The sequence below is a fragment of the Dysosmobacter segnis genome (genome assembly GCF_014297285.1).
Lineage (GTDB): Bacteria > Bacillota > Clostridia > Oscillospirales > Oscillospiraceae > Oscillibacter > Oscillibacter segnis.
In genome coordinates this window covers 351,016-372,213 of sequence record NZ_JACOQI010000001.1, presented here as the reverse complement: position 1 = coordinate 372,213, position 21,198 = coordinate 351,016, and the positions used below count along the sequence as shown (strand labels likewise).

Here is a 21,198-nt window from a genome sequence, read left to right as displayed (position 1 = left end):
TTCCTCCCTGTCCGCATACACTGAGGGCAGGGAGGGATCTTATGACCAATGACTTCAATATGCCCGTCACCCCCCACCGGCTGGAGTTGATGGACCGGGCGCATCTCACCGTTTCCGGCGTGGAGGATGTGGAGCGCTTCGACGAGAGCGGCGTCATTATGACCACCTCCGCCGGGACCCTGATCGTCACCGGGGAGGACCTGCACATCGGTAAGCTGTCTTTAGAGGGGGGCGAATTGTATGTGGATGGCCGCATCACCTCCATCTCCTATGAGGACACTCCGAACCGTCAGGGCGGCTTTTTCAGCCGTCTGTTCGGATAGGCCATGGCCATCCATGTCACGGAGCAGCTCCGCACGTTCCTCCTGTCGATTCTGCTGGGTCTGGGTGCCGGGGTCCTGTACGACCTGCTGCGGGCGGTGCGGCTGCGGCACCCCCGACTGACGGCGCCGTTGGACCTGCTCTACTGTCAGGCCGTAGGTCTGGCGGTCTTTCTGTTCGTCCTGCGGCAGTCGGATGGCCAGCTCCGGGGGTTCATCCTGCTGGGAGGTCTGGGCGGCGGCGTTCTGTTTTTTTCCCTGCTCTCGCGGCCCCTGCGGCCGGTTTGGGACTTCTGGATGGACCGGTGGATGGAATTGTTCCAATTTCTGAGTCTACCGGGACGGTTTTGCGCCGCAGTTTGTAAAAAATTTGCATTTCAGGCAAAAACCCTCTTTTATTTTCTCAGGAAATACGCTACAATACATATTGAAGGAGTATGGAAGCCCCTTCGCAAAGGAGGGATGTCCCATGGCAAAGCCCGTCAAACCCGCAAAAAAGAAAAAATCAGGTAATCTGCTGGTCCATGTGGTGATCCTGCTGCTTCTGGCCACAGTGGGCTGGCGGCTTCATGCCCTTCAGGGGCAGGTCCGGGCCGCGCAGGCGGAACGGGATCAGTATGCCCGGCAGGTGGAGAATGTCCAGCAGGAAAATGAGACGCTGCGGAGCGACATCGCAGAAGGTCCCACCGAGGAGAAAATGAAAGAACTGGCCCGGGAAGAACTGGGCATGATCGACAGCAACAGCTATCTGTTTTTAGATCGATCCAACTGAGCATTACCGGCACAGCCGGTTACTATTATTTTAACAAGAATAAGAATAGGAGTAACACAGCACTTATGGAGTACGAGGTCGGAACAGTCTTAGAGGGCAAGGTCACCAGTATTACAAAATTCGGCGCTTTTGTGGCCTTGGAGGGCGGCAAGTCCGGCCTGGTACATATTTCGGAGATCGCCAATACCTATGTCAACGATGTCCATGATTTCCTGCAGGAGGGGCAGGACGTTAAGGTAAAGCTCCTTGCTATCAAGGACGGAAAGCTGGATCTTTCCATCAAAAAGGCGTTGCCCGCACCGGAGCGCCCCGCCCAGCGGAGCTTCCAGCCCCGTCCGGCAGCAGCCCCCCGTCCCGCGGCGGCTCCCCGGCGGCCCGCCGTTCAGGCAGCGGACACCACCCCCTCCGGCGATCTGGCCTTTGAGGACAAGCTCAAGCAGTTTCTCTCCTCCTCGGAGCGGAAAATGGCGGACCTGAACCGGAACATCTCCGGCAAGCAGGGCGGCCGCAGAAGAAGATAAATCCATTTCAGACTGATAACAACGCAGCCGTCTCCGGGAGAGCATCCCAGAGACGGCTGCGTCAACTTATATGTGTGAAAAATCACGCAGAAAAAGCGTCCACGCCTGCAAGGGCACATTTGATAGGGCCGATTTTCCGCGCCCCTTTTACGCCAGTCTGCGGAAGCATTTATTCTGGGTGTTGCTCCAGAAGTGGGTATCGTCGATGCCGGACACGTAGCAAACAAGCGGAGCGGAAAAGTCATTTTGCAGATAGTCAATGTCCAACTCCGGACAGTATCCCACGCTGCTGCGGTCCCGGACGCGGAAGGGATAGGCGGTTTCGCCAAGCAACTCCAGTTCCGGATACACGATGCGACAGCCGTCCTCGGAAAACAGCAGAACGGTGGTACCCGCATCGTCCACCCAGATGCCCGCAAGGGCTTCTTCCGTCACAGCGCTGTAATCCCCCGGCGCTTCGTAGCGGTACTCCGCGCGTTCCGTACGGTCTAAAATCTGCGTAAACAGGGGGAGCAGCTTCCACGCCGCCCACTTCACCCGGCCCGTGCTGCGGTACGGCTGTTCCATGGTATAGCCCGCGTCATCCAGTGCGTCATAGGCCGTCTCATCGCCCCGCATGAGGGCCTCCGCCTCCGTCAGCACCGCCGCCCATGCCCGGGCCAGCTCCGCAGAGTTTTCCATGGGCACGTTTTCATCTATCCACCTGAATACGTCCTCCTGCTCCACCGAGTTCACATCGATCCAGTCCAGCAGCTCTCCGGCGGCATAGGCGGCCCGCAGAGAGCTGCCCGCCGTGCCGGGCGCCACGGTGTAGATGTCTGTCAGCACATCTTCCAGACTCAGCGGTTCTTTTTCCTCCGGCTTTGCAGGTTCAGGTTCCGGCGTTTCATCGGGAGGTTCCGCTGCCTCCTCCCCCGGTGCCGATGGCTTCGCAGCCGGCGGATTCTCCGGCTCCCTGTTCTGCCCGCCGCAGGCGGTCAGCAGCAGCGCCAGCAGCAAACATACCTCAAGATTCTGCGTTTCATCCCATTCACCTCTCGATTTTTTATTCCGCGGCCATGCCAACACACGCAAAATACAAGACCTCCACTGGTTCCGGCCATGGCCGAAGCCGAACGCCGCACATGGATACATTGGAGCAGGCTTTCAAAGGAGACCTCAATGCCATAAGCAAGCACATCTGTATATGCTTATTATATCAATACCATGCGGAAATTCAAGCGGGACCCACAGATCTCCGGCTTCAAGGCGGCAAAGGAGGCACAGAAAATTCAGAATCACGGCTCCCCCGCCGCTTGCAGTCATGCGCTCTATCGACCTAAAAAACCACGCGGTCAGCCTCTCGGCTGACCGCGTGGTTCCACAAGTATTCTGTTTTTACTGTACGGAATTTTTCATTCTCCACACGATGGCAGAGACCTGACCGCGGGTCAAGGTGTTGTTGGGCTTATAGGTGCTGGTGCCGTTGGAGAAGTACCCCTCAATGATACCGGCGGCATTCAGCGCCTGCACATAGACGTCATTGGTGTCGGTAAAGGGTTTCTTGCTAGGCAGACCGGTGGTAGAAAGCTTCAACGCCTTGGCGGCGATCTGCGCGATCTGCAGACGGGTGATAGGCCCGTTCAGCTTGGGATTGCCGGACACCAGTCCGGCAGCCTTGGCCTTCGCCAGATAGCCGCTGAAGGGGCTGCCCTTCACCGTGGGGGCCTGCTCGCCGTAGCCCGCCGCCAGCATGATGAGCTTCAGGGCCGCGCCGTAAGTAATGGTATTCTTCTCTTGAAACGTTCCGTTGCTGTAGCCGGAGATAACATTGGCGCTGGCAAGTTCCGTAACATACTTATAGCACCAGGTGGAGGTGGAGATATCCGTAAACTTCTTCACGCTGTCCACCACGCCGATGGAGACCACACCGGCCCCCAAAGCGGTGCCGCTGCTGCTCAATGCCACATAGGGAATGGAGACAGAACCGGTGAACCCACTGTTGGGAATGAAGCGCAGCTGACCCATGGAATCAGTTCCATTTCCATAGCTGTAAGCGCTGGTGGTATCCGCCGCATAGGAGCCAACGTACAGAACACCGGCAGTGGAGGCAGGCAGCTCCAGCAGCTGGATGCTGCTAAGGCCGAAGCCAGTGGCGGATGCCACCGCGGAATACACAGAGTTTGCCGGGAAGTTCACGGAGGTACCCTTGGTGGTCACGCTGTAAACCTCAGACACCGGAGAAGCCGTCACACTGATCAGAATGGTTGCAGAAACAGCCGTTCCGCTGCTGCTGTATCCGGTAAAGGTGAGGGCTGTGCAGTAATTGCTGCCGCTGGGGATGTAGGTCAGCTCGGAGAGATCATATTCCGATGCAGAGGCGGGACTGTAGGAGAAAATCATACTGCCCGCCATAGAAGCGGTGAGCTGCGTCCGCGTCGCGCCGTACTTGCTGGCATTGTAATAGTTGTAGTATAGACTGCCGGTAGCGGGTACACTGGTCAGCGTCAGATACTGCAAGGACCCGCCGGAGGTGTACTTACGGAAAAGGCGGGCAATGTCATTGGCGTTGATCTGCAGGGCGGTGTTGGGCGTGGTATTGTAGCGGATGTTGCCCACATATCGGGATGTTACCGCAGATGTACCGGTGGTGATGACCAGTGTACCGGTGGTCGACTGATCGCATTTGCTGTTTTTTCCGCCGTAAAGGGTGAAGCTCAGCGTAATACTGCCCGAGAAGGTCCGATCCGCCACAAAGCTCAAATCGTCCAGGCTGTAATCCGCATCTTCGTAGCTGTCATAACCAAATGTGGTTCCGGACAGGCTGGAACGGGTAAAGGCTGTCTCATTCCGCTTGCCGTACCGGGAATAGAGGGTACCGGCATTGTTGAACGCACTGTCAGGCCGGCTGAATTCCACATACTTGAAGCTGCCGGTGCAGTTGCTGCTATCGTAGACCTTTTTAAAGTCATCCTCGTCAAAGGCAACTTCGTCACCGGCCTTCACCGTGTAGGTGACATCGCCCTTGGCCGTGGAGGAACCGGTCTTATCGGTGGTGATGACCAACGTACCGGTGACATTCTGGTTGGTTCGGGTGCCGGTGCCGCCATAAACAGTGAATCTCAGCTCCACGCTGCCGGAGAAGGTCCGATCCGCCACAAAGCTCAGCTCGTCCAGATCGTAGTCACCATAGTCGCTGTCACCGTAGTAGAACTTGTTGCTGCTGAGGCTGGAACGGGTGAAGGCAGTCTCATTCCGCTTGCCATACCGGGAGTAGAGGGTACCGGCATTGTTGAACGCGCTGTCGGGCCGGCTGAATTCCACATACTTGAAGCTGCCGGTGCAGCTGCTGTTCTCATAGATCTTCTCAAAATCGTCATCGTCAAAGGTAACTTCCTCACCGGCTTTCACTGTGTAAGTAATGTCACCCTTGCTGGAGGATGCAGATTTAGAAGATGTGATTTTCAGGGTTCCGCTGACAGAATCATTCTCCTTGCTGCCTCTCCCGCCGTAAGCTGTAAATGCAATCTCAATACTATCGGAAAAAGACTTATCCGCCACAAAGCTCAGTTCGTCCAGATCATAGTCACCATAGTCGCTGTCACCGTAGTAGAACTTGTAATCGTCCAGTTCAGAGCGGGTAAAAGAGGTTGCATTCCGCTTGCCGTACCGGGAATAAACGGTACCGGCATTGCTGTAATCAGAGGAAGGCTTTTCAAATACCACATACTTCAGCGTGCCGGAGCCGCCAGCCTTGTCATAGGCATTAACAAAATCTTCATCGTCAAAGGCAACTTCCTCGCCGGCTTTCACCGTGTAGGTGATGTCACCCTTGGAGGAACCGGAACCGCCGCCGACTTTAATATCCATGGTGCCGTACACATAATTCTTGCCGTCGGCGTCATAGATCTCAAATTTCAGCCGCAGCGTGCCGCTGTCGGCCCGGCGGTTGGCTTCAAATGTCAAGCCATCCAACGCGTAGTCCATATTCTTGGGCACATCGCGGCTGTCATAATAAAACCATGTGTTACGCAGATCGCTTTCACTGAGGCTCACAGTCTTATCATAGTAATTCACAGCGGTCAAGTACCCATAGTCATCCAGATCGCTGTAATCGGTGAATACCACATAGCTGGGATCACCACTATATTCACTTCTGTAAAGGTCGCGGAACTCCCGCTCTTTGAATGATACAGAGTCCCCCTTATCCACTTCATAAGTCAGATCCGCTGAAGATTTTGCGGACACGGCCGGGACCATCGTCATGACCATGACCAGCGTCAGCAGAAAGGCCGGAAGCCGTTTTCTGAAAAACCGTCTCATAAAAAACCTCCTAAATTCAGTTTAGCACCTATGTACACTTCTATAAACCTACCATAGCGGAAAGTCACTTTGCAATCATGAACAAATTGTGAACAAGATGCTACAATCCGGTTAAAATTTATCGCTGCGAACAGCCGGAATTTTTTACACCACAGCGGGCATTTCCTTCTCGTGAAACAATCCTCCAAGCCGGACCCGCTTTTCATGCCGCGCCGCCCTTCCCCAGCCGCGGAAAAGGGGTTTGTATTTTGAGGAAATATCTGCTATAATAAAGGTCAACCTTAGAAAACTTGGCGGCCGGACGCTGCTGCGGGCCGTGTGCCCCGGCGAACACGCCCGGAGAAATTCCGGGCCGCAGCTTGGGACGATAGGAAGTAATGCGATGATCGATCAATATGGCCGGACAATTGATTATCTGCGGCTGTCGGTAACGGACCTTTGCAATTACCGATGCCAATACTGTATGCCGGCGGACGGCGTGGAAAAAGGCCCCCATGGGGCCGTCCTCTCCGTAGAGGAATACGGTGAGATCGCCCGGACTGCGGTGAAACTGGGGATCCGGAAGATCCGTCTGACCGGCGGAGAGCCGCTGGTGCGGCACGGGATCTTGGATATCTGCCGCACCCTGCGGGCCATCCCGGAATTGAAGGAGCTTTGCCTCACCACCAACGGCAGTTTGCTGCCGGAGCTGGCAAAGCCTCTGTGGGAGGCTGGGGTAGACCGGCTGAACATCAGTCTGGATACCCTGCGGCCGGAGCGATTCCGGGAAATCACCCGCCGGGGAGATCTGGATGACGCCTTTGCGGGCATCCGGGCAGCGGAGGACGCCGGATTTCAGAATCTGAAGCTGGACACCGTGCTGATGGGCGGCTTGAACGATGACGAGATCGAGGATTTTCTGAGCCTGACGAAAGAGCACCCCTGGGAGGTGCGGTTCATTGAACTGATGCCTATGGGGCCCTGTGCGGCATGGCCAAAGGAACGCTTCCTGCCGGTAACGGAGATTCTGAACCGATTCCCGGCGCTGGAAGAAATCGAACCCAATGGCGTGGCCCGGCGGTACCGTCTGCCGGGAGCCATGGGGACTGTGGGGCTGATCACCCCCATGAGCCACGAGTTCTGTGGAGCGTGCCGCCGCATCCGGGTGACGGCGGACGGCAAACTGAAGGGCTGTCTCCACAGCCGGGAGGAAATCTCCCTCCGGGGACTTCACGGCAGGGAATTGGAGGACGCCATCCTCCGGGGCATCCTGCAAAAGCCCAAGGGGCACCACCTGACAGAGCATGCCAGCGACACGCCCCGGACCATGAATGAGATCGGAGGCTGAACCATGAGAGAACTGACCCATTTCAACGAGCAGGGCCGCGCCCGGATGGTGGATGTAACGGAAAAGGCTGTGACCCACCGGCGGGCCGTAGCCGCCGGAGAGATCCGCGTATCACCGGAAACTATGGTCCATATCAAAAACGGTACCCTGAAAAAGGGAGACGTGCTGGCGGTGGCCCAGGTGGCGGGCATCCAGGCCGCCAAGCACAACTGGGAGCTGATCCCCATGTGCCACCCTCTGCCCCTGACAGGTATCGACATCACATTCCATCTGTCGGACCAGCCGTGCATGGTGGAGATACAGGCGGCGGTCACCTGCACCGGCGTCACCGGCGTAGAGATGGAGGCCCTGACCGCCGTTTCTGTGGCGGCCCTCACCGTTTACGATATGTGCAAGGCGGTGCAGAAGGATATGGAGATCACCAACATCCGCCTGCTGGAAAAATCCGGCGGCAAGAGCGGAGACTATAAGCGAGAGGACTGATAGAACCATGGCAAAGGTCGTATCCGTCAATATCAGCGAGAAAAAGGGAACGCTGAAAAAGCCCGTTCCGGAAATTGAATTGAAACTGCGCCACGGCATCGTGGGGGACGCCCACGCCGGAGACTGGCACCGCCAGATCTCTCTGCTGGCGGAGGAAAGCATCGACACCATGCGCCCCCGCTCCCCCATCGCTCTGGACCCCGGCGTATTCGCGGAGAACATTAACACGGAGGGCATCGACCTCAAGCATCTGCCCGTGGGGACCCACCTGCGGATCGGTGAGACGGAGGTGGAGGTGACGCAGATTGGCAAGGAGTGCCACAATGACTGCGCCATCAAAAAGGCGGTCGGCAAGTGCGTCATGCCCACGGAGGGCATCTTCGCCGTGGTGGTAAAAGAGGGCGTTGTCAGGCCCGGAGACGAAATTGAGGTGCTGAAGTGAAGCTGATCCGAACAGAGGAGGCCGTGGGCCACGTGCTGTGCCACGATATGACCCAGATCATCAAGGATCAATATAAGGACGCCCGGTTCCGCAAGGGCCACATCGTCACGGAGGACGATATTCCCGTGCTGCTGAGCATGGGCAAGGAGAACCTGTATGTCTGGGAGATGACTCCCGGCATGGTCCACGAAAACGATGCGGCGGAGCGGCTGCTGGCCCTGTGCGGTCAGGAGAACATGGTCCGCAGTGAGACGAAAGAGGGCAAGATCGAGCTGCGAGCCGCCTGTGACGGCCTGTTCCGGGTGGACAGCCGCCGGCTGGTGGCAGTCAATTCGCTGGAGGAGATCATGATTGCCACCCGTCACGGCAATACCGCCGTGAAAAAGGGCGACAAACTGGCGGGGATGCGGGTCATCCCTCTCATCATCAAGGAGGAAACACTGCAAGCCGCTGAGCAGGCAGCAGGCGCCGGCCCTCTGTTGGAGCTGCTACCCTATGTGAAGAAAACCGCCGCTATCGTGGCCACCGGCAGCGAGGTGAAGAAGGGTCTGATCCAGGACACCTTCACCCCGGTGGTGAAGGAGAAGCTGGCGGCCTACGGCATTGAAACGGTCTCTGTGGCCTACTCCGGCGACGGCGTAGAAAATGTGGCCAACGCCATCGGCGAAGCCCGGAAAACCGGCGCGGACCTGATCCTGTGCACCGGCGGCATGAGCGTGGACCCGGACGACAACACCCCCGGCGGCATCCGGGCGAGCGGTGCCCGCATCGTCACCTACGGCGCGCCCGTGCTGCCGGGTGCCATGTTCCTGCTGGGCTATTTTGAGGACGGAACCCCCATCTGCGGTCTGCCCGGCTGCGTCATGTATGCCGGGGCCACCATTTTCGACCTGGCGCTTCCCCGGATCGCGGCGGGTGTGGAGCTGACCCGCGGAGACTTCGCCGTGATGGGCGAGGGCGGGCTGTGCCTTGGCTGCAAGCCCTGTCACTGGCCCAACTGCCCCTTCGGAAAATAAAAGCGAGAGCGCCCAAGCGCGCTCCTGCTTTTCCGAACCGTTCATCTTGATTGAGTATCACGCTTTACTCTGTAAAGTCGAGATAGATTTTCCATCGAATCAGAAAGGAAGAACCAACATGAAAAAATATTTGTCCCTGCTGCTGGCCCTGTGCCTGACCCTGTCCCTCGCCGCCTGCGGCTCCAAGGCCGACACCAGTGCCAACGCCGCCGACGGTTCCCAGACGCAGGACAACGCCTCCACGGAAGCCCCCGCCGGTGAGCCGGTGGAGTTGATCGTGTTCGCTGCCGCCTCCATGACGGAGACCATGAACCAGCTCAAAGAAATGTACGAGCAGAATAATCCCAACGTGACCATTACATATAACTTCGACTCCTCCGGCACCCTGCTCAAGCAGATCAAGGAGGGCGCGGACTGCGATCTGTTCATCTCCGCCGCACCCAAGCAGATGAACGCCATGGACGGCAGCCTCATCGGTGATGCCGAGAAGAACCCCGACGGGCTTGACCTCATCGTCACCGACAGCCGTGTGGACCTGCTGGAAAACAAGGTGACGCTCACCGTTCCCGCCGGCAATCCCAAGGGCATTGAGAGCTTTGACCAGCTTGCCGAGTTGCTGAAGGGCGGTGATGTGATGCTGGCCATCGGCAACAGCGACGTGCCCGTGGGCCAGTACACCCTGAAGATCTTCAACTACTACGGCATCGACGAGACCGCCGTCGCAAATAAGCTGACCTACGGCAACAACGTGAAGGAGGTGGCCGCTCAGGTCAGCGAGGGTGCCGTGGACTGCGGCATCATCTACGCCACCGACGCCCACTCCGCCGGTCTGACGGTGGTGGACAGCGCCACTGCCGAGATGTGCGGCCAGGTCATCTACCCCGCCGCCGTGCTCAAGGGAGACAAGGAGGATGCCGCCCAGGACTTCCTGGCCTATCTCCAGACCGATGCGGCCATGACCGTGTTTGAGTCCGTGGGCTTCTCCGCCGCTTGACCGAAAACTATCTGAAAAGGCCGACGGCAAACTGCTCGCCCGCCGCTGATACGGCGGCGGACCGCCGGTCTCCCCATCCCTTCCCCCTCAGGAGGTAACTTATGGACCTGTTTCCCCTATGGAACTCGCTGCGTGTTGCGGCTATTTCCACGGTGATCGTCTTTTTCGCCGGGATCTTCGCGGCGTACTATATCGCCCGCCTGCCCCGGCTGGTAAAGGGCGTTCTGGACGTGGTGCTGACGCTGCCGCTGGTGCTGCCCCCCACCGTCATCGGCTATCTGCTGCTGCGGCTGCTGGGGCCAAAGCGGATCCTCGGCGCGTGGCTGCTGCGTCATTTCGACGTGAAGGTGGTGATGACCTGGTGGTCCGCCATCTTTGCCACCGCCGTGGTGATTTTCCCGTTGATGTACCGCACCGCCCGCGGAGCCTTCGAGTCCTTTGACGAGACGCTGGCCTATTCCGGCCAGACGCTGGGACTTCCCAACAGCTGGATCTTCTGGCGGGTGCGGATGCCCTGCTGCCGTCAGGGTATTCTGGCGGGGACGGTGCTGGCCTTTGCCCGGGCCTTGGGCGAGTACGGCGCTACCAGCATGATCGCCGGGTACACGCCGGGAAAGACCGCCACCATTTCCACCACGGTCTACCAGCTTTGGCAGACCAGCAATGACGCGTTGGCTATGAAATGGGTAATGGTCAACCTAAGCATCTCCGCCGTGGTGCTGCTGACGGTGAATATGCTGGAACGCCGGGACTTTCTGGTATCCGGCGGGAAAAGGAGGGGGACGGCTTGAGCCTGCTTGTGGAGATTGAAAAGCAGCTGGGGAATTTCCATCTGAACGTCCGCTTTCAGGCGGAGACGGAAACGCTGGCCCTGCTGGGGGCCTCCGGCTGCGGCAAGAGCATGACCCTCAAATGCATCGCGGGGATCATGACCCCGGATCGGGGGCGGATCGTGCTGAACGGCCGGGTGCTGTTTGACAGTGAAGCCGGGATCGACCTGCCGCCCCAGCAGCGCCGGGTGGGGTACTTATTCCAGAATTACGCCCTGTTCCCCACCATGACGGTGGAGAAAAACATCCTCTGCGGCATCCGCTCCGGTTCCAAGGCGGAAAAAAACGCTGCACTGACGGCGACCCTCCACCGCTTTCGGCTGGAGGGTCTGGAAAAGCGGTATCCCGCCCAGCTTTCCGGCGGACAGCAGCAGCGGGTGGCGCTGGCGAGGATTCTCTGCTCCCAGCCGGAGGTCATTTTGCTGGACGAGCCGTTTTCCGCGCTGGACAGCTATCTGAAATGGGACTTGGAGCTGAAGCTGTCCGATTTTCTGGAGAATTTCTCCGGGCCGATTTTGTGGGTGTCCCATGACCGGGGCGAGGTGTTCCGCAACTGCAAGCGGGTGTGCATACTGGATCAGGGGGCCTCGCAAGGAACCTTCACTCTGCGGCAGCTGTTTCACGAGCCAGAAACGGAGGCTGCCGCCCGACTCTCCGGGTGTAAAAACATCGTGGAGGCCGTACCGGCAGGCAGCGCCGTAACGCTGCCTGCGTGGGGCCTGACGCTGAACTGCGGTAAACCGGTCCCGGCGGATGTCCGTCAGGCAGGCATCCGGGCAAGACACGTGATGACGGTGCCGGAGGGCACCCCGGACGCTTTCTACTGCACGGTGGAGCGGGTCATTCAGGATGTGTTCACCACCATCGTCCTGCTGCGGCCGAAGGGAGCCGCGTCCGGTGCCCCCCTCCTGCGGATGGAACTGGAACGGGACGATTGGCGGCGGCTGAACCGCCCGGAGGGGCTTTGGATCGCCGTCCAGCCAAGGGATATTCTACTGTTGAAATGAGGAGATGAGCGTATGTATCATGCTGCTGTATTGACGGTCAGCGACCGTGTTTCCCGGGGCGAGCGCCCCGACGAGGGTGGTCCGCTGGTGGCGGAACTGCTGAAAAACGCGGGCTATGAGGTGGTCCGGACCGCTGTGGTGCCGGACGAGCAGGCGCAGATCGAAGCGGCGCTGCGGCAGATGGCCGACGGCGGTGACATTCAACTGCTTGTGACCACCGGCGGCACCGGCTTCGCTCCCCGGGACGTGACCCCGGAGGCCACCCTTGCCGTGTGCGACCGGCTAACCCCCGGCATCCCGGAGGCCATGCGTTACGCCTCCATGCAGATCACCAGCCGTGCCATGCTGTCCCGGGCGCAGGCGGGCATCCGGAAAGGGACCTTGATCCTAAACCTCCCCGGTTCCCCCAAGGCGGCTAAGGAGAATCTGGAGGCGGTGCTGCCCACCATCGGTCACGGTCTGGAAATGCTCTCCGGCCGCCCCGCCGATTGCGCCAAGCTGACGGACTGACATAGAATTTTTCAGAATCGGATACTTTCCCGGTAAGCAAAAAAATCGGCACCTGCTTTTGGCAGGTGCCGATTTCTGTTATCCTATCATGCGCTTGAATTTTTGGCGTAAGTGGCGTAAGTTTGGCGTAAATCCGCTTTTGCCCACTCAAAAAATCAAGCGATTTCAAGGCTTTGCGGTGTCTCTTAGTACATGCCGCCCATGCCGGGATCAGCGGGAGCAGCAGGTGCGGGGGGTTCGGGCTTGTCGGCCACCAGGGACTCGGTGGTCAGCACCATGGCGGAGACGGAAGCGGCGTTCTCCAGAGCGGAGCGGGTCACCTTGGCGGGATCGATGATACCGGCGGCGACCATGTCGCAGTACTCCTCCTTGTAAGCGTCGAAGCCGTAGCCCAGCTTGCCGGAATTGCGGACCTTCTCCAGGATCACGGAGCCGTCCAGGCCGGCGTTGGCAGCGATCTGGCGGATAGGAGCTTCCAGAGCCTTGGCGATGATGCGGACACCGGTCTTCTCGTCGCCGTCCACGCTGTCCAGCAGAGCTTCCACAGCGGGGATGATGTTCACGAAGATGGTGCCGCCGCCGGCGACCACGCCTTCCTCAACGGCGGCGCGGGTGGCGTTCAGAGCGTCCTCAATGCGGAGCTTCTTCTCCTTCATCTCGGTCTCGGTAGCAGCGCCCACCTTGATGACAGCCACGCCGCCGGCCATCTTGGCCAGACGCTCCTGCAGCTTCTCCTTATCGTAGTCGCTGGTGGTGTTGGCGATCTGGCTGCGGATCTGAGCCACGCGGTCCTTGATGGCGGTGGCATCACCGGCGCCGTCCACGATGGTGGTGTTCTCCTTGGTGACCTTCACCTGACGGGCACGGCCCAGCATGTCGATGGTAGCGGTCTTCAGTTCCAGGCCCACTTCCTCGCTGACAACGGTACCGCCGGTGAGGACAGCGATGTCCTGCAGCATCTCCTTGCGGCGGTCGCCGAAGCCGGGAGCCTTGACGCACACCACGTTCAGGGTGCCCCGCAGACGGTTCACGATCAGGGTGTTCAGAGCCTCGCCCTCAACGTCCTCAGCGATGATGACCAGCTTCTTGCCGGACTGGACCAGCTGCTCCAGAATGGGTAGGATGTCGGAGATCACGGAGATTTTCTTATCGGTGATGAGGATATAGGCGTCATCAATGACAGCCTCCATCTTCTCAGTATCGGTGACCATATAGGGGGTGATATAGCCCCGGTCGAACTGCATGCCCTCCACGACCTCGCTGTAAGTCTCAGCGGTCTTGGACTCCTCAATGGTGATCACGCCGTCGGCGGAAACCTTCTCCATGGCGTCGGCGATCAGCTTGCCGATCTCCTCGTCACCGCTGGAGACAGCGCCCACACGGGCGATATCGCTGGAGCCGTTGACCTTCTTGGCCTGCTTCTTTACCTCGGCTACGGCGGCTTCCACAGCCTTGGACATGCCCTTCTTCACAACGATGGGGTTGGCACCGGCAGCCAGATTCTTCAGGCCCTCGTGGATCATGGCCTGAGCCAGCAGGGTAGCGGTGGTGGTGCCGTCACCGGCAACATCGTTGGTCTTGGTGGAAACCTCCTTCACCAGCTGAGCGCCCATGTTCTCAAAGGGATCGGGCAGCTCCACTTCCTTGGCGATGCTGACGCCGTCATTGGTGATGAGGGGAGCGCCGTACTTCTTATCCAGAACCACGTTGCGGCCCTTGGGGCCCAGGGTGATCTTAACAGTATCGGCCAGCTGATCAACACCGGCCTGCAGAGCCTTGCGGGCTTCATCGCCGCGCATAATGAGCTTAGACATAATTCATACCTCCGAATTTTTCTTAAAGTGGGGGACTGCGTCCCCCCTTTAGATTCCCCCTCGCCAGTTTGTGAACTGGCGACGCCGTCCAGGACGGCTGGGGTCAAGGAATTTTTGCCACGCACATGTCGCGGCAAAAATCAATTCAAGCATTTTGTCAGGACACATGCCCCACCGTTCCTTCGTCCCCTTCCGGCGCAAACCAGCGAAGCGTTTGTGCCGGAAAAACGAGGAGCAGCGGAACGAGAGAGCTTTGGCCGCAAGGCCGAAGCGAGGGATGTGCAGCTTGTGACGAGTTACTCGACGATGGCCAGGATATCGTTCTGACGGACAACTACGTACTCCACGTCCTCCAGGGTCACCTTGGTGCCGGCATACTGGCTGGTGATGACCTTATCGCCAGGCTTCACGGTCATGGTGACTTCCTTGCCGTCTACCATGCCGCCGGGGCCCACGGAAATGACCTCAGCCACGGAGGGCTTCTCCTTCGCGGAGCCGGTGAGGATGATGCCGCCCTTGGTGGTCTCCTCAGTCTCCACCATCTTCAGAATCACACGATCAGACAACGGGGTAAGTTTCATGCTGGATTCCTCCTTATATATTTTTCATGATAAACAAATTTCAGCGTTAGCACTCAGTCTCCTTGAGTGCTAACGCTGTTATCATAGTACAACTGTCCCGGTTTGTAAAGGGGTAATTTGTAAATAAGTTATGAAGTTTCCATTGGGGAAAATCGTCGGTTCCCGCCCTCACTTGGGACCGGCACCGTAATTGGGATCACAGCCCTTGGGTCCGAAGAAATTCAACCTTTTTTCCGACAAAGTCAGACGCACATCCCGGCTGTGGATGGTCTCCCCGTCCAGACAGGTCACAATGTCATCTTCCGACTGAATGCGGACGTTTTTGGCAGTCACCACCCGGATCACCTCCGGCGGCAGCGAGCGGTAGCGGCCATCGGAATAGGCACCGAACAATCCAGCAAATTTCAGGCGGCTGATATTTTTCACCAGAACGGTGTTTAGAATCCCGTCGTCCATTCGGGCCTCCGGCACCGGGGTAGAGCCGCCGCCGTAGTACCGGCCGTTGCACATGGATACAAGGGCGAAGTCGTCTTCGATCACCTCATCGTCCAGCGTCACGGTCCAGTGCTGGCCAATACCCCGGAACAGGAAATTCACCGCCACGGCGGCCAGATAGCTGCCCCGGCCGCTGAGAAAGGGGGAATCCCCCAGCTCATGGACGCTTTCCGCCACCCGGGCGTCAATGCCGCTGCAGGCAATGGTCAGACATTGGCGGCCGTTGCAGTCGATAAGGTCCAGAGGATGGGCCTCCCCGTCCCACAGATTTTCCGCGTCCGTAAACTTGGCGGCGTCCGGACCGAAGTTTTTCAGAAAATCGTTGCCGGTCCCGATGGGGATGCAGGTCACAGCCGCATTGTCAAAGCCTGCCGCGCCGTTGACCACCTCGTTCAGAGTGCCGTCTCCGCCGCAGGCGTAAAGCCGGACCTCCTCCCCGGAGGACACCAGCCGTCGGGCAATCTCCTCCGCGCCGCCGGGCCGCTGGGTCAGCAGGCATTGGCAGGTCAGGCCATGCTGCCGCAGACGGTCCGCCATTTCATAAATGCGGCCCGTCTGGTCCTTTTTCCCGGCATGGGGGTTAATGATGAAGATATGCTGCACGGGTGACCGCTCCCCTTTCAACTGAAACCGTCAAATTCTGATTACAAATTGTCATTTTTGCCCGCATGATTGCTTTTTGTATAAAATACTCCGGTCATCTTCCGTACATGAAAGCGTCGCACTTGATCATGTTCCCCACAAAATCTTTGATTTTGCGGGGCCCCGGATCTTACCTGACCGGTCAGGCAAAGCCCGCCCGGTCCAAGGTTTTGCCTGCGGCAAAACGCTTGCGCGCCGTTGACGCGGCGTCGGCGCGCTGCGCCGTTACGGCATGATCTCCGGTCATCTTCCGTACATGAAGGCGTCGCACTTGATCATGTTCCCCACAAAATCTTTGATTTTGCGGGGACCCCGCATTTTACCTGACCGGTCAGGCAAAGCCCGCCCGGTCCAAGGTTTTGCCTACGGCAAAACGCTTGTACGCCGCTGACGCGGCGTCGGCGCGCTGCGCCGTTACGGCATGATCTCCGGTCATCTTCCGTACATGAAAGCGTCGCACTTGATCATGCCGTTGTAGAGCTTGCGTTTTTTGTCGGCGGGACGGCCGAAACACCGCTCAAATTCCGTGTGGGAGCTGAGCACCAGCACCCGCCACTTGGGGGGCAGGTCCCGGAGGGCCGCGCCGAACATTCGATACAGGTCCTCGGCCTCCTTCTTTTCCAGCAGCCGCTCGCCGTAGGGCGGGTTGGTCACCAACTGGCCGTATTCGCTGTCCCGGTGGAATTTTCCTGCGTCCGCCACTTCAAAACGGATGCAGTCCTCCACACCGGCCAGCTCCGCGTTGTGCCGCGCCAGCTCCACAGCGGCGGGGTCAATATCGCCGCCCCAGATGTCATAATGGCCGTGGAATTCCTTATCCATGGCCTCGTCACCGGCCTCCAGCCACAGCTTGGAGTCCATGTTCTTCCACTTCTGGGCAGCGAAGCTGCGGTCCAGGCCCGGTGCCCGGTTCTTGGCGATAAGGGCTGCCTCGATGGGGATGGTGCCGCTGCCGCAGAAGGGGTCGCAGAAGGGATCCTTTCCCCGGTAACGGGAGAGAGTCACCAGCGCTGCCGCCAGCGTTTCCCGCAGGGGCGCACCCATGTTTTTGGCCCGGTAGCCCCGCTTGTAAAGGCCCTCGCCAGAGGTGTCCAGATACAAGGTCGCTACATCCTTGATGATGGAAAACTGGATCTGATACCGGCTGCCGGACTCCGGCAGGGTCTCCACGCCGTACTTCTCCCCCAGCCGCTTAGCGGACGCCTTTTTCACGATGGACTGGCAGGCGGGGACCGAATGAAGCTGAGAGTTCAGGGAATAGCCCTTTACAGGGAATTCGCCGTCCCGTGGGATATAATTCTCCCAGGGCAGGGCGTAGACCCCCTGAAACAGCGCCTCAAAATCACGGGCCGGGAAGGAGCCAAGCTCCATCAGCACCCGTGCGCCGCAGCGGAGGTTGATGTTCAGCCGGGCAATGTCAGCCAGAGTCCCTTCACAGTGGACCCGGCCGTTTTCCGCCTGGACATTTTTTAAGTCCAGACGGCGCATCTCGTCCGCCACCAGACTTTCCAAACCAAACAGACAGGGAACCGTCAGTGTCATGGTCCATGTCTCCTTTCAACTTTCAAAACTATATTAGGGTCAGTATAACAGACTGTCCGCCGATCCGCAACCGGAAACCGTGCTCCCACCGCAAATTGGAAGTGGTTTTTCGCCAAAAACTGTGCTATACTGCAAGCAGAAATGGATTTTGCAAAAAAGGAGGGTTCTTTGATGATGAACTGGATCTGGCTGGGGGCTGTGGTGGCCTTCGGCGTTTTGGAGGCCGCTACCGCGGCATTGGTATCCATTTGGTTTGTAGGCGGTGCGGCGGTGGCTCTGCTGGCGTCCTTTTTAGGTGCAGCGCTGTGGCTTCAGATTGCCCTGTTTCTGGCGGTCTCCGTGGGTATTCTGGCGGCGGTCCGGCCCCTGATAAAGCGAGCCAACGCAAAAACCGTCCCCACGAATCTGGACCGGGTCATCGGCTGTACTGCCCGGGTAACAGAGGAAATCGACAACGAGGCCGGCACCGGGGCCGTGTATGTAGAGGGCAAGACCTGGACCGCCCGCAGCAGCGACGGCACGGTGCTGCCCATCGGGACCCGCGTGATCGCGGAGCGAATGGAGGGCGTCAAGCTCTATGTGAAGCCGGAGCCGATAAGCTCCACGCGGCAGAGCTGACCGCTTAACTGAATAAACCCCCCTGCGAGGAAGCGGCTATGCCGTTTCCCGCAGGGGGGTTTTATCTTCTATCTTCGGATGGATGCCCCATCGCGCACTCGGAAGATTTTTGTTTTGATCCGCCCCAGTACAAGAGGTTCCATTCAATTTCGATTTGACAGAGTCCCTGTAAGCACCCGGCCAAAGCAGATCAGCGTCCCGGCCTCCGCTGCAGGCAAGGTCACATCCCCATCCGCACGGCGGCGATTCAGGGAAAACAAATATACCGTACCGGAATCGTCCCGGTCATACTGCCGGCAAAGGACCTTGCCGTTCACGCTGAAAATACCCACATCTCCCTCTCGCAGAGGCGTGCGGCTCACATACGCCACCGCGCCGTCCTCCAGATAGGGGGCCATAGCGTCCCCGCTGATGCGGACGGCAAATTCCGCCGTCTGCGGCACTTGCTCTGTGACGGAGATCTCATCAAAATCCTCTCCCGGTACTGCGGAAACACAGCCTACCGCCGCCAGCGTGTGGTACAGGGGGATGATCCTGCCCTCGGGCCGCTCCGCCGGGAGCGGGGACGTCTCCTGTCGGCAGGCCCACAGCGCTTCGGTCACAGACTGCACCGTTTCACGTCCCAATGGAGAAAGCTCCCGGAATTTCCGCAGCAAAGTCTGTTCTTCCGAACTCAGCGTCTGTCCGCCTCCCCGGAAGCTGTCCCGAAACAGTTGATTGGGATCTGTCTCCAAACTGTCAAACAGCCGCAGCATCACATCTTCCTTTGGAAAGCTCAGACCGTTTTCATAGTTGCTCACTGCCGAGGGGGACACTCCCAGCCGCCCCGCCAGTTCCCCACGGGACAGCTTCAGCTCCCCACGCCGGAATTTAATTCGTTCGCCAAAACTCATGGAAAAAAACTCCTTTCGTTCTGTTCCTCGACAACTCTCGACACAGGTGTCTTAATCATAACGAAAAAAAGTGTTGCTGTCAATCCATTTTAACAAGTTTCTTGTAAAATTATTCTTGACTTAGCAAAATTCTTGTGATAATGTTACCTCGTTGACAGGGAACTTGTCCTGGTGATAAGCAAAAGCCACATGGAAAGGATGGCAGCAAGCAGACGGGCCGCAGGCTGTTCCATGCAAGTCATCCGGTTCCGCTTTCTCTGGCCCACCCGCTGAAACCGTGCGGCGAATACTGTGGGCAGAAAAAAATTGAACGCAGACAAAGTCTGCGTTCGATTGGTGGGGGAAGGTGGATTCGAACCACCGAAGTCAGTGACAACAGATTTACAGTCTGCCCCATTTGGCCGCTCTGGAATTCCCCCATATGAAATTGTGGAGCTGGTGGACGGATTCGAACCCCCGACCTGCTGATTACAAATCAGCTGCTCTACCAGCTGAGCTACACCAGCAGTTCCCAACAGCAAGGATTATCTTAGCAGAACATAATCAATTTGTCAACAACTTTTTTTCATTTTCGTATTTCTTTTTAGGAGGGATCTGTTTGAGCACAAAAAAGCGCTCCGTTTCCGCCGTGGTACGCTGTTCCATTTGTGGGCGGGAAATCGCGTCAGGAGAGGAATACTGGGTCTGCAACGGCACCTTGGCCTGCACCGACTGTCTACCTGACCTGGCCCGGCAGGAGCTCCTGCCCTGCCGGGTGCTCCGAGGAAAGGAGGACAGACTATGACGCTGTTGGAAATGTCTGTTGTTTACGCGGAGCACGCCGCCGTGATCCGAAGTCGGATCGTGGAGCTTCGCGGTCTGACCCGACAGGAAACGGACCCGGAAGCCGTCCAGGCCCTCAAACGCCGGGTGGCGGCGCTGCTGCCCTTATGGCAGGAGGCCCGGGATCTGGCCAGACTCACCGCTCATTATTACGACTATGATAAGGAGGCTCACCGATGAATCAGATCAGTCTGGACGCCAAAGGCGGTCAATTTCTGGCGGATCTGGCCAACTGGCAGCGGGAAAGCGCCCCGGATAACTCTGCGGACCTGGAGCGGCTGCGCCGGAATCTGCGCTTTGCCCGCCAGCAGGTGCTGACGAAGCGGCAGCAGCAGATGCTGGAGCTTTACTACGATCAGGGACTCACCATGGGGCAGATCGCCGCCAAGCTCCATCTGAACCGCTCCACCGTCTGCCGCACACTTCAGCGGGCCAGAGAACGGCTTTATGCGTGTCTGCGTTATACCTTATAAGGACAGTTCAGTTAATCTTATAGGCGGTCCGTCTTGCGGTCCGGGAGAAAAGCCCGTATAATAAGGGCAGAATCGTTGATTTTACATCATACGCGCCCGCGCTTATAAAATCTGGTTGAAAAGGAGACCGCGATGGATATGAAACCGATCATTGTCATGGCCGGAACACCGGTAGATACCCAGATGGGCATGGACTGCCTCAGCACACAGGGATTGCCCGGCGTCTTTTGCCCGATATCAGAGGACCCCAACCAGCAGACGGCTTTTCAGATCTCTCCCACGGAGGAAAAGATCGACACCGTAGTCTCCCTTCTGTGCGCGGCGCAGCGGGAGCATGGCTGCGAAAAAGCCTTCATTTACTGCAATTCTCTTTCCGGCGCGCTGGATTTCCAGTTCGTTGCCCGGGAAACCGGCTTGAAGATCGTCACGCCGCTGGACGTTTACCGGCTGCTGGCGCCCAAATATCACTCTCTGGCCGTGATCGCCGCCAACGCTCAGGGCACCGCCGGAATCGAGCGGACCCTGCTCAGTGCCAACCCGGACCTGACCCTGCGCTCTACCGGACTTCTGCCTGTGGTGTTGGGGATCGAGGCCGGAGAGGACCCCGATACGCTGGTGAAACAGAACCGTCTGCCGGAGCTTGTGAACTGGTATCAGGCGTTGGGTGCAGAAGCGCTGGTGCTTGGCTGCACCCACTTCCCCTATTTCAAAGAGGCTCTCCTCCGACAGATCACCCTGCCGGTCATTGACCCCGCAGAGGAAATGCTCCGCCTGCTGAATACCTGAATGAAGAA

The 21,198-nt window shown here is 58.4% G+C and carries 24 protein-coding genes and 2 tRNA genes; 17 read left to right on the top strand and 9 right to left on the bottom strand.

Annotated features, from left to right (window positions below):
• Positions 1-41: 41 nt before the first annotated feature.
• The 4 genes from H8Z83_RS01855 (at position 42) to H8Z83_RS01840 (ending at position 1,613) form a co-directional block, all read left to right on the top strand.
• Positions 42-323, top strand: a complete 282-nt coding sequence (locus tag H8Z83_RS01855) for a YabP/YqfC family sporulation protein (protein ID WP_187013480.1) — start codon at positions 42-44, stop codon at positions 321-323.
• Positions 324-326: 3 nt separating this feature from the next.
• Complete coding sequence (gene yabQ / locus H8Z83_RS01850) at positions 327-833, top strand: spore cortex biosynthesis protein YabQ (RefSeq protein WP_187013479.1); 507 nt, start codon at positions 327-329, stop codon at positions 831-833.
• Entirely contained in the window at positions 790-1,092 is a 303-nt protein-coding gene (locus tag H8Z83_RS01845; RefSeq protein WP_187013478.1) for a septum formation initiator family protein, read from the top strand. Before yabQ ends, H8Z83_RS01845 begins: the two co-directional genes overlap by 44 nt.
• Before the next feature lie 65 nt (positions 1,093-1,157).
• On the top strand, positions 1,158-1,613 hold the full coding sequence (locus H8Z83_RS01840; protein ID WP_187013477.1) for a S1 RNA-binding domain-containing protein: 456 nt from the start codon (positions 1,158-1,160) through the stop codon (positions 1,611-1,613).
• Positions 1,614-1,760: 147 nt separating this feature from the next.
• On the opposite strand, the gene H8Z83_RS01835 is transcribed toward H8Z83_RS01840, so the two are convergent.
• Entirely contained in the window at positions 1,761-2,612 is an 852-nt protein-coding gene (locus H8Z83_RS01835; RefSeq protein WP_187013476.1) for a hypothetical protein, read from the bottom strand.
• Positions 2,613-2,990: 378 nt separating this feature from the next.
• Positions 2,991-5,915, bottom strand: coding sequence for an S-layer homology domain-containing protein (locus H8Z83_RS01830; RefSeq protein WP_187013475.1), 2,925 nt, complete (start codon positions 5,913-5,915; stop codon positions 2,991-2,993).
• A 382-nt stretch (positions 5,916-6,297) separates the two neighbouring features.
• On the opposite strand from H8Z83_RS01830, the gene moaA reads away from it, so the two are divergent.
• The 8 genes from moaA to H8Z83_RS01790 all read left to right on the top strand — a co-directional run bounded on the left by moaA (position 6,298) and on the right by H8Z83_RS01790 (position 12,524).
• Entirely contained in the window at positions 6,298-7,242 is a 945-nt protein-coding gene (gene moaA, locus H8Z83_RS01825) for a GTP 3',8-cyclase MoaA (protein WP_187013474.1), read from the top strand.
• Positions 7,243-7,245: 3 nt separating this feature from the next.
• Positions 7,246-7,725, top strand: coding sequence for a cyclic pyranopterin monophosphate synthase MoaC (gene moaC / locus H8Z83_RS01820; protein ID WP_187013473.1), 480 nt, complete (start codon positions 7,246-7,248; stop codon positions 7,723-7,725).
• 7 nt (positions 7,726-7,732) lie between these two features.
• Entirely contained in the window at positions 7,733-8,167 is a 435-nt protein-coding gene (locus tag H8Z83_RS01815; RefSeq protein ID WP_187013472.1) for an MOSC domain-containing protein, read from the top strand.
• Complete coding sequence (locus H8Z83_RS01810; protein WP_187013471.1) at positions 8,164-9,183, top strand: molybdopterin-binding protein; 1,020 nt, start codon at positions 8,164-8,166, stop codon at positions 9,181-9,183. The genes H8Z83_RS01815 and H8Z83_RS01810 overlap by 4 nt, the downstream gene beginning before the upstream one ends.
• A gap of 118 nt (positions 9,184-9,301) precedes the next feature.
• Complete coding sequence (gene modA, locus H8Z83_RS01805) at positions 9,302-10,177, top strand: molybdate ABC transporter substrate-binding protein (protein ID WP_187013470.1); 876 nt, start codon at positions 9,302-9,304, stop codon at positions 10,175-10,177.
• Between the two features lie 101 nt (positions 10,178-10,278).
• The gene (modB, locus tag H8Z83_RS01800) at positions 10,279-10,968 is read left to right on the top strand and encodes a molybdate ABC transporter permease subunit (protein WP_187013469.1); all 690 of its coding nucleotides are present in this window, start codon (positions 10,279-10,281) and stop codon (positions 10,966-10,968) included.
• Positions 10,965-12,014 (top strand): sulfate/molybdate ABC transporter ATP-binding protein, encoded by a 1,050-nt coding sequence (locus tag H8Z83_RS01795; protein ID WP_243184675.1) that lies wholly within the window; start codon positions 10,965-10,967, stop codon positions 12,012-12,014. Before modB ends, H8Z83_RS01795 begins: the two co-directional genes overlap by 4 nt.
• A gap of 12 nt (positions 12,015-12,026) precedes the next feature.
• Entirely contained in the window at positions 12,027-12,524 is a 498-nt protein-coding gene (locus H8Z83_RS01790) for a MogA/MoaB family molybdenum cofactor biosynthesis protein (protein ID WP_187013467.1), read from the top strand.
• A gap of 185 nt (positions 12,525-12,709) precedes the next feature.
• Here the strand turns inward: H8Z83_RS01790 and groL are convergent, their stop codons facing one another.
• The 4 genes from groL to H8Z83_RS01770 all read right to left on the bottom strand — a co-directional run bounded on the left by groL (position 12,710) and on the right by H8Z83_RS01770 (position 17,598).
• The gene (gene groL, locus H8Z83_RS01785) at positions 12,710-14,338 is read right to left on the bottom strand and encodes a chaperonin GroEL (RefSeq protein WP_187013466.1); all 1,629 of its coding nucleotides are present in this window, start codon (positions 14,336-14,338) and stop codon (positions 12,710-12,712) included.
• 296 nt (positions 14,339-14,634) lie between these two features.
• Positions 14,635-14,919, bottom strand: a complete 285-nt coding sequence (locus tag H8Z83_RS01780; protein WP_187013465.1) for a co-chaperone GroES — start codon at positions 14,917-14,919, stop codon at positions 14,635-14,637.
• Between the two features lie 168 nt (positions 14,920-15,087).
• On the bottom strand, positions 15,088-16,017 hold the full coding sequence (locus tag H8Z83_RS01775; RefSeq protein ID WP_187013464.1) for a diacylglycerol/lipid kinase family protein: 930 nt from the start codon (positions 16,015-16,017) through the stop codon (positions 15,088-15,090).
• Positions 16,018-16,488: 471 nt separating this feature from the next.
• Positions 16,489-17,598: a THUMP domain-containing class I SAM-dependent RNA methyltransferase gene (locus H8Z83_RS01770; RefSeq protein WP_187013463.1), complete on the bottom strand. Its 1,110-nt coding sequence runs from the start codon at positions 17,596-17,598 to the stop codon at positions 16,489-16,491.
• Positions 17,599-17,769: 171 nt separating this feature from the next.
• On the opposite strand from H8Z83_RS01770, the gene H8Z83_RS01765 reads away from it, so the two are divergent.
• The gene (locus H8Z83_RS01765) at positions 17,770-18,216 is read left to right on the top strand and encodes an NfeD family protein (protein WP_187013462.1); all 447 of its coding nucleotides are present in this window, start codon (positions 17,770-17,772) and stop codon (positions 18,214-18,216) included.
• A 143-nt stretch (positions 18,217-18,359) separates the two neighbouring features.
• Here H8Z83_RS01765 and H8Z83_RS01760 read toward each other — a convergent pair whose 3' ends face one another.
• From H8Z83_RS01760 to H8Z83_RS01750, 3 genes are all read right to left on the bottom strand, one after another.
• Positions 18,360-19,109 (bottom strand): XRE family transcriptional regulator, encoded by a 750-nt coding sequence (locus H8Z83_RS01760; protein WP_187013461.1) that lies wholly within the window; start codon positions 19,107-19,109, stop codon positions 18,360-18,362.
• A 334-nt stretch (positions 19,110-19,443) separates the two neighbouring features.
• Positions 19,444-19,528 (bottom strand) — tRNA-Tyr (locus H8Z83_RS01755).
• An 11-nt stretch (positions 19,529-19,539) separates the two neighbouring features.
• Positions 19,540-19,615, bottom strand: a tRNA-Thr gene (locus H8Z83_RS01750).
• 92 nt (positions 19,616-19,707) lie between these two features.
• Here H8Z83_RS01750 and H8Z83_RS01745 point away from each other — a divergent pair.
• The 4 genes from H8Z83_RS01745 (at position 19,708) to H8Z83_RS01730 (ending at position 21,190) form a co-directional block, all read left to right on the top strand.
• Positions 19,708-19,893 (top strand): hypothetical protein, encoded by a 186-nt coding sequence (locus H8Z83_RS01745; RefSeq protein WP_187013460.1) that lies wholly within the window; start codon positions 19,708-19,710, stop codon positions 19,891-19,893.
• A complete protein-coding gene (locus H8Z83_RS01740) occupies positions 19,890-20,111 on the top strand; it encodes a hypothetical protein (RefSeq protein ID WP_187013459.1) in 222 nt (73 codons plus the stop codon). The genes H8Z83_RS01745 and H8Z83_RS01740 overlap by 4 nt, the downstream gene beginning before the upstream one ends.
• Entirely contained in the window at positions 20,108-20,404 is a 297-nt protein-coding gene (locus H8Z83_RS01735; RefSeq protein ID WP_187013458.1) for a sigma-70 family RNA polymerase sigma factor, read from the top strand. Before H8Z83_RS01740 ends, H8Z83_RS01735 begins: the two co-directional genes overlap by 4 nt.
• Positions 20,405-20,542: 138 nt before the next feature.
• Positions 20,543-21,190 (top strand): aspartate/glutamate racemase family protein, encoded by a 648-nt coding sequence (locus tag H8Z83_RS01730; protein WP_187013457.1) that lies wholly within the window; start codon positions 20,543-20,545, stop codon positions 21,188-21,190.
• Positions 21,191-21,198 lie beyond the last annotated feature (8 nt).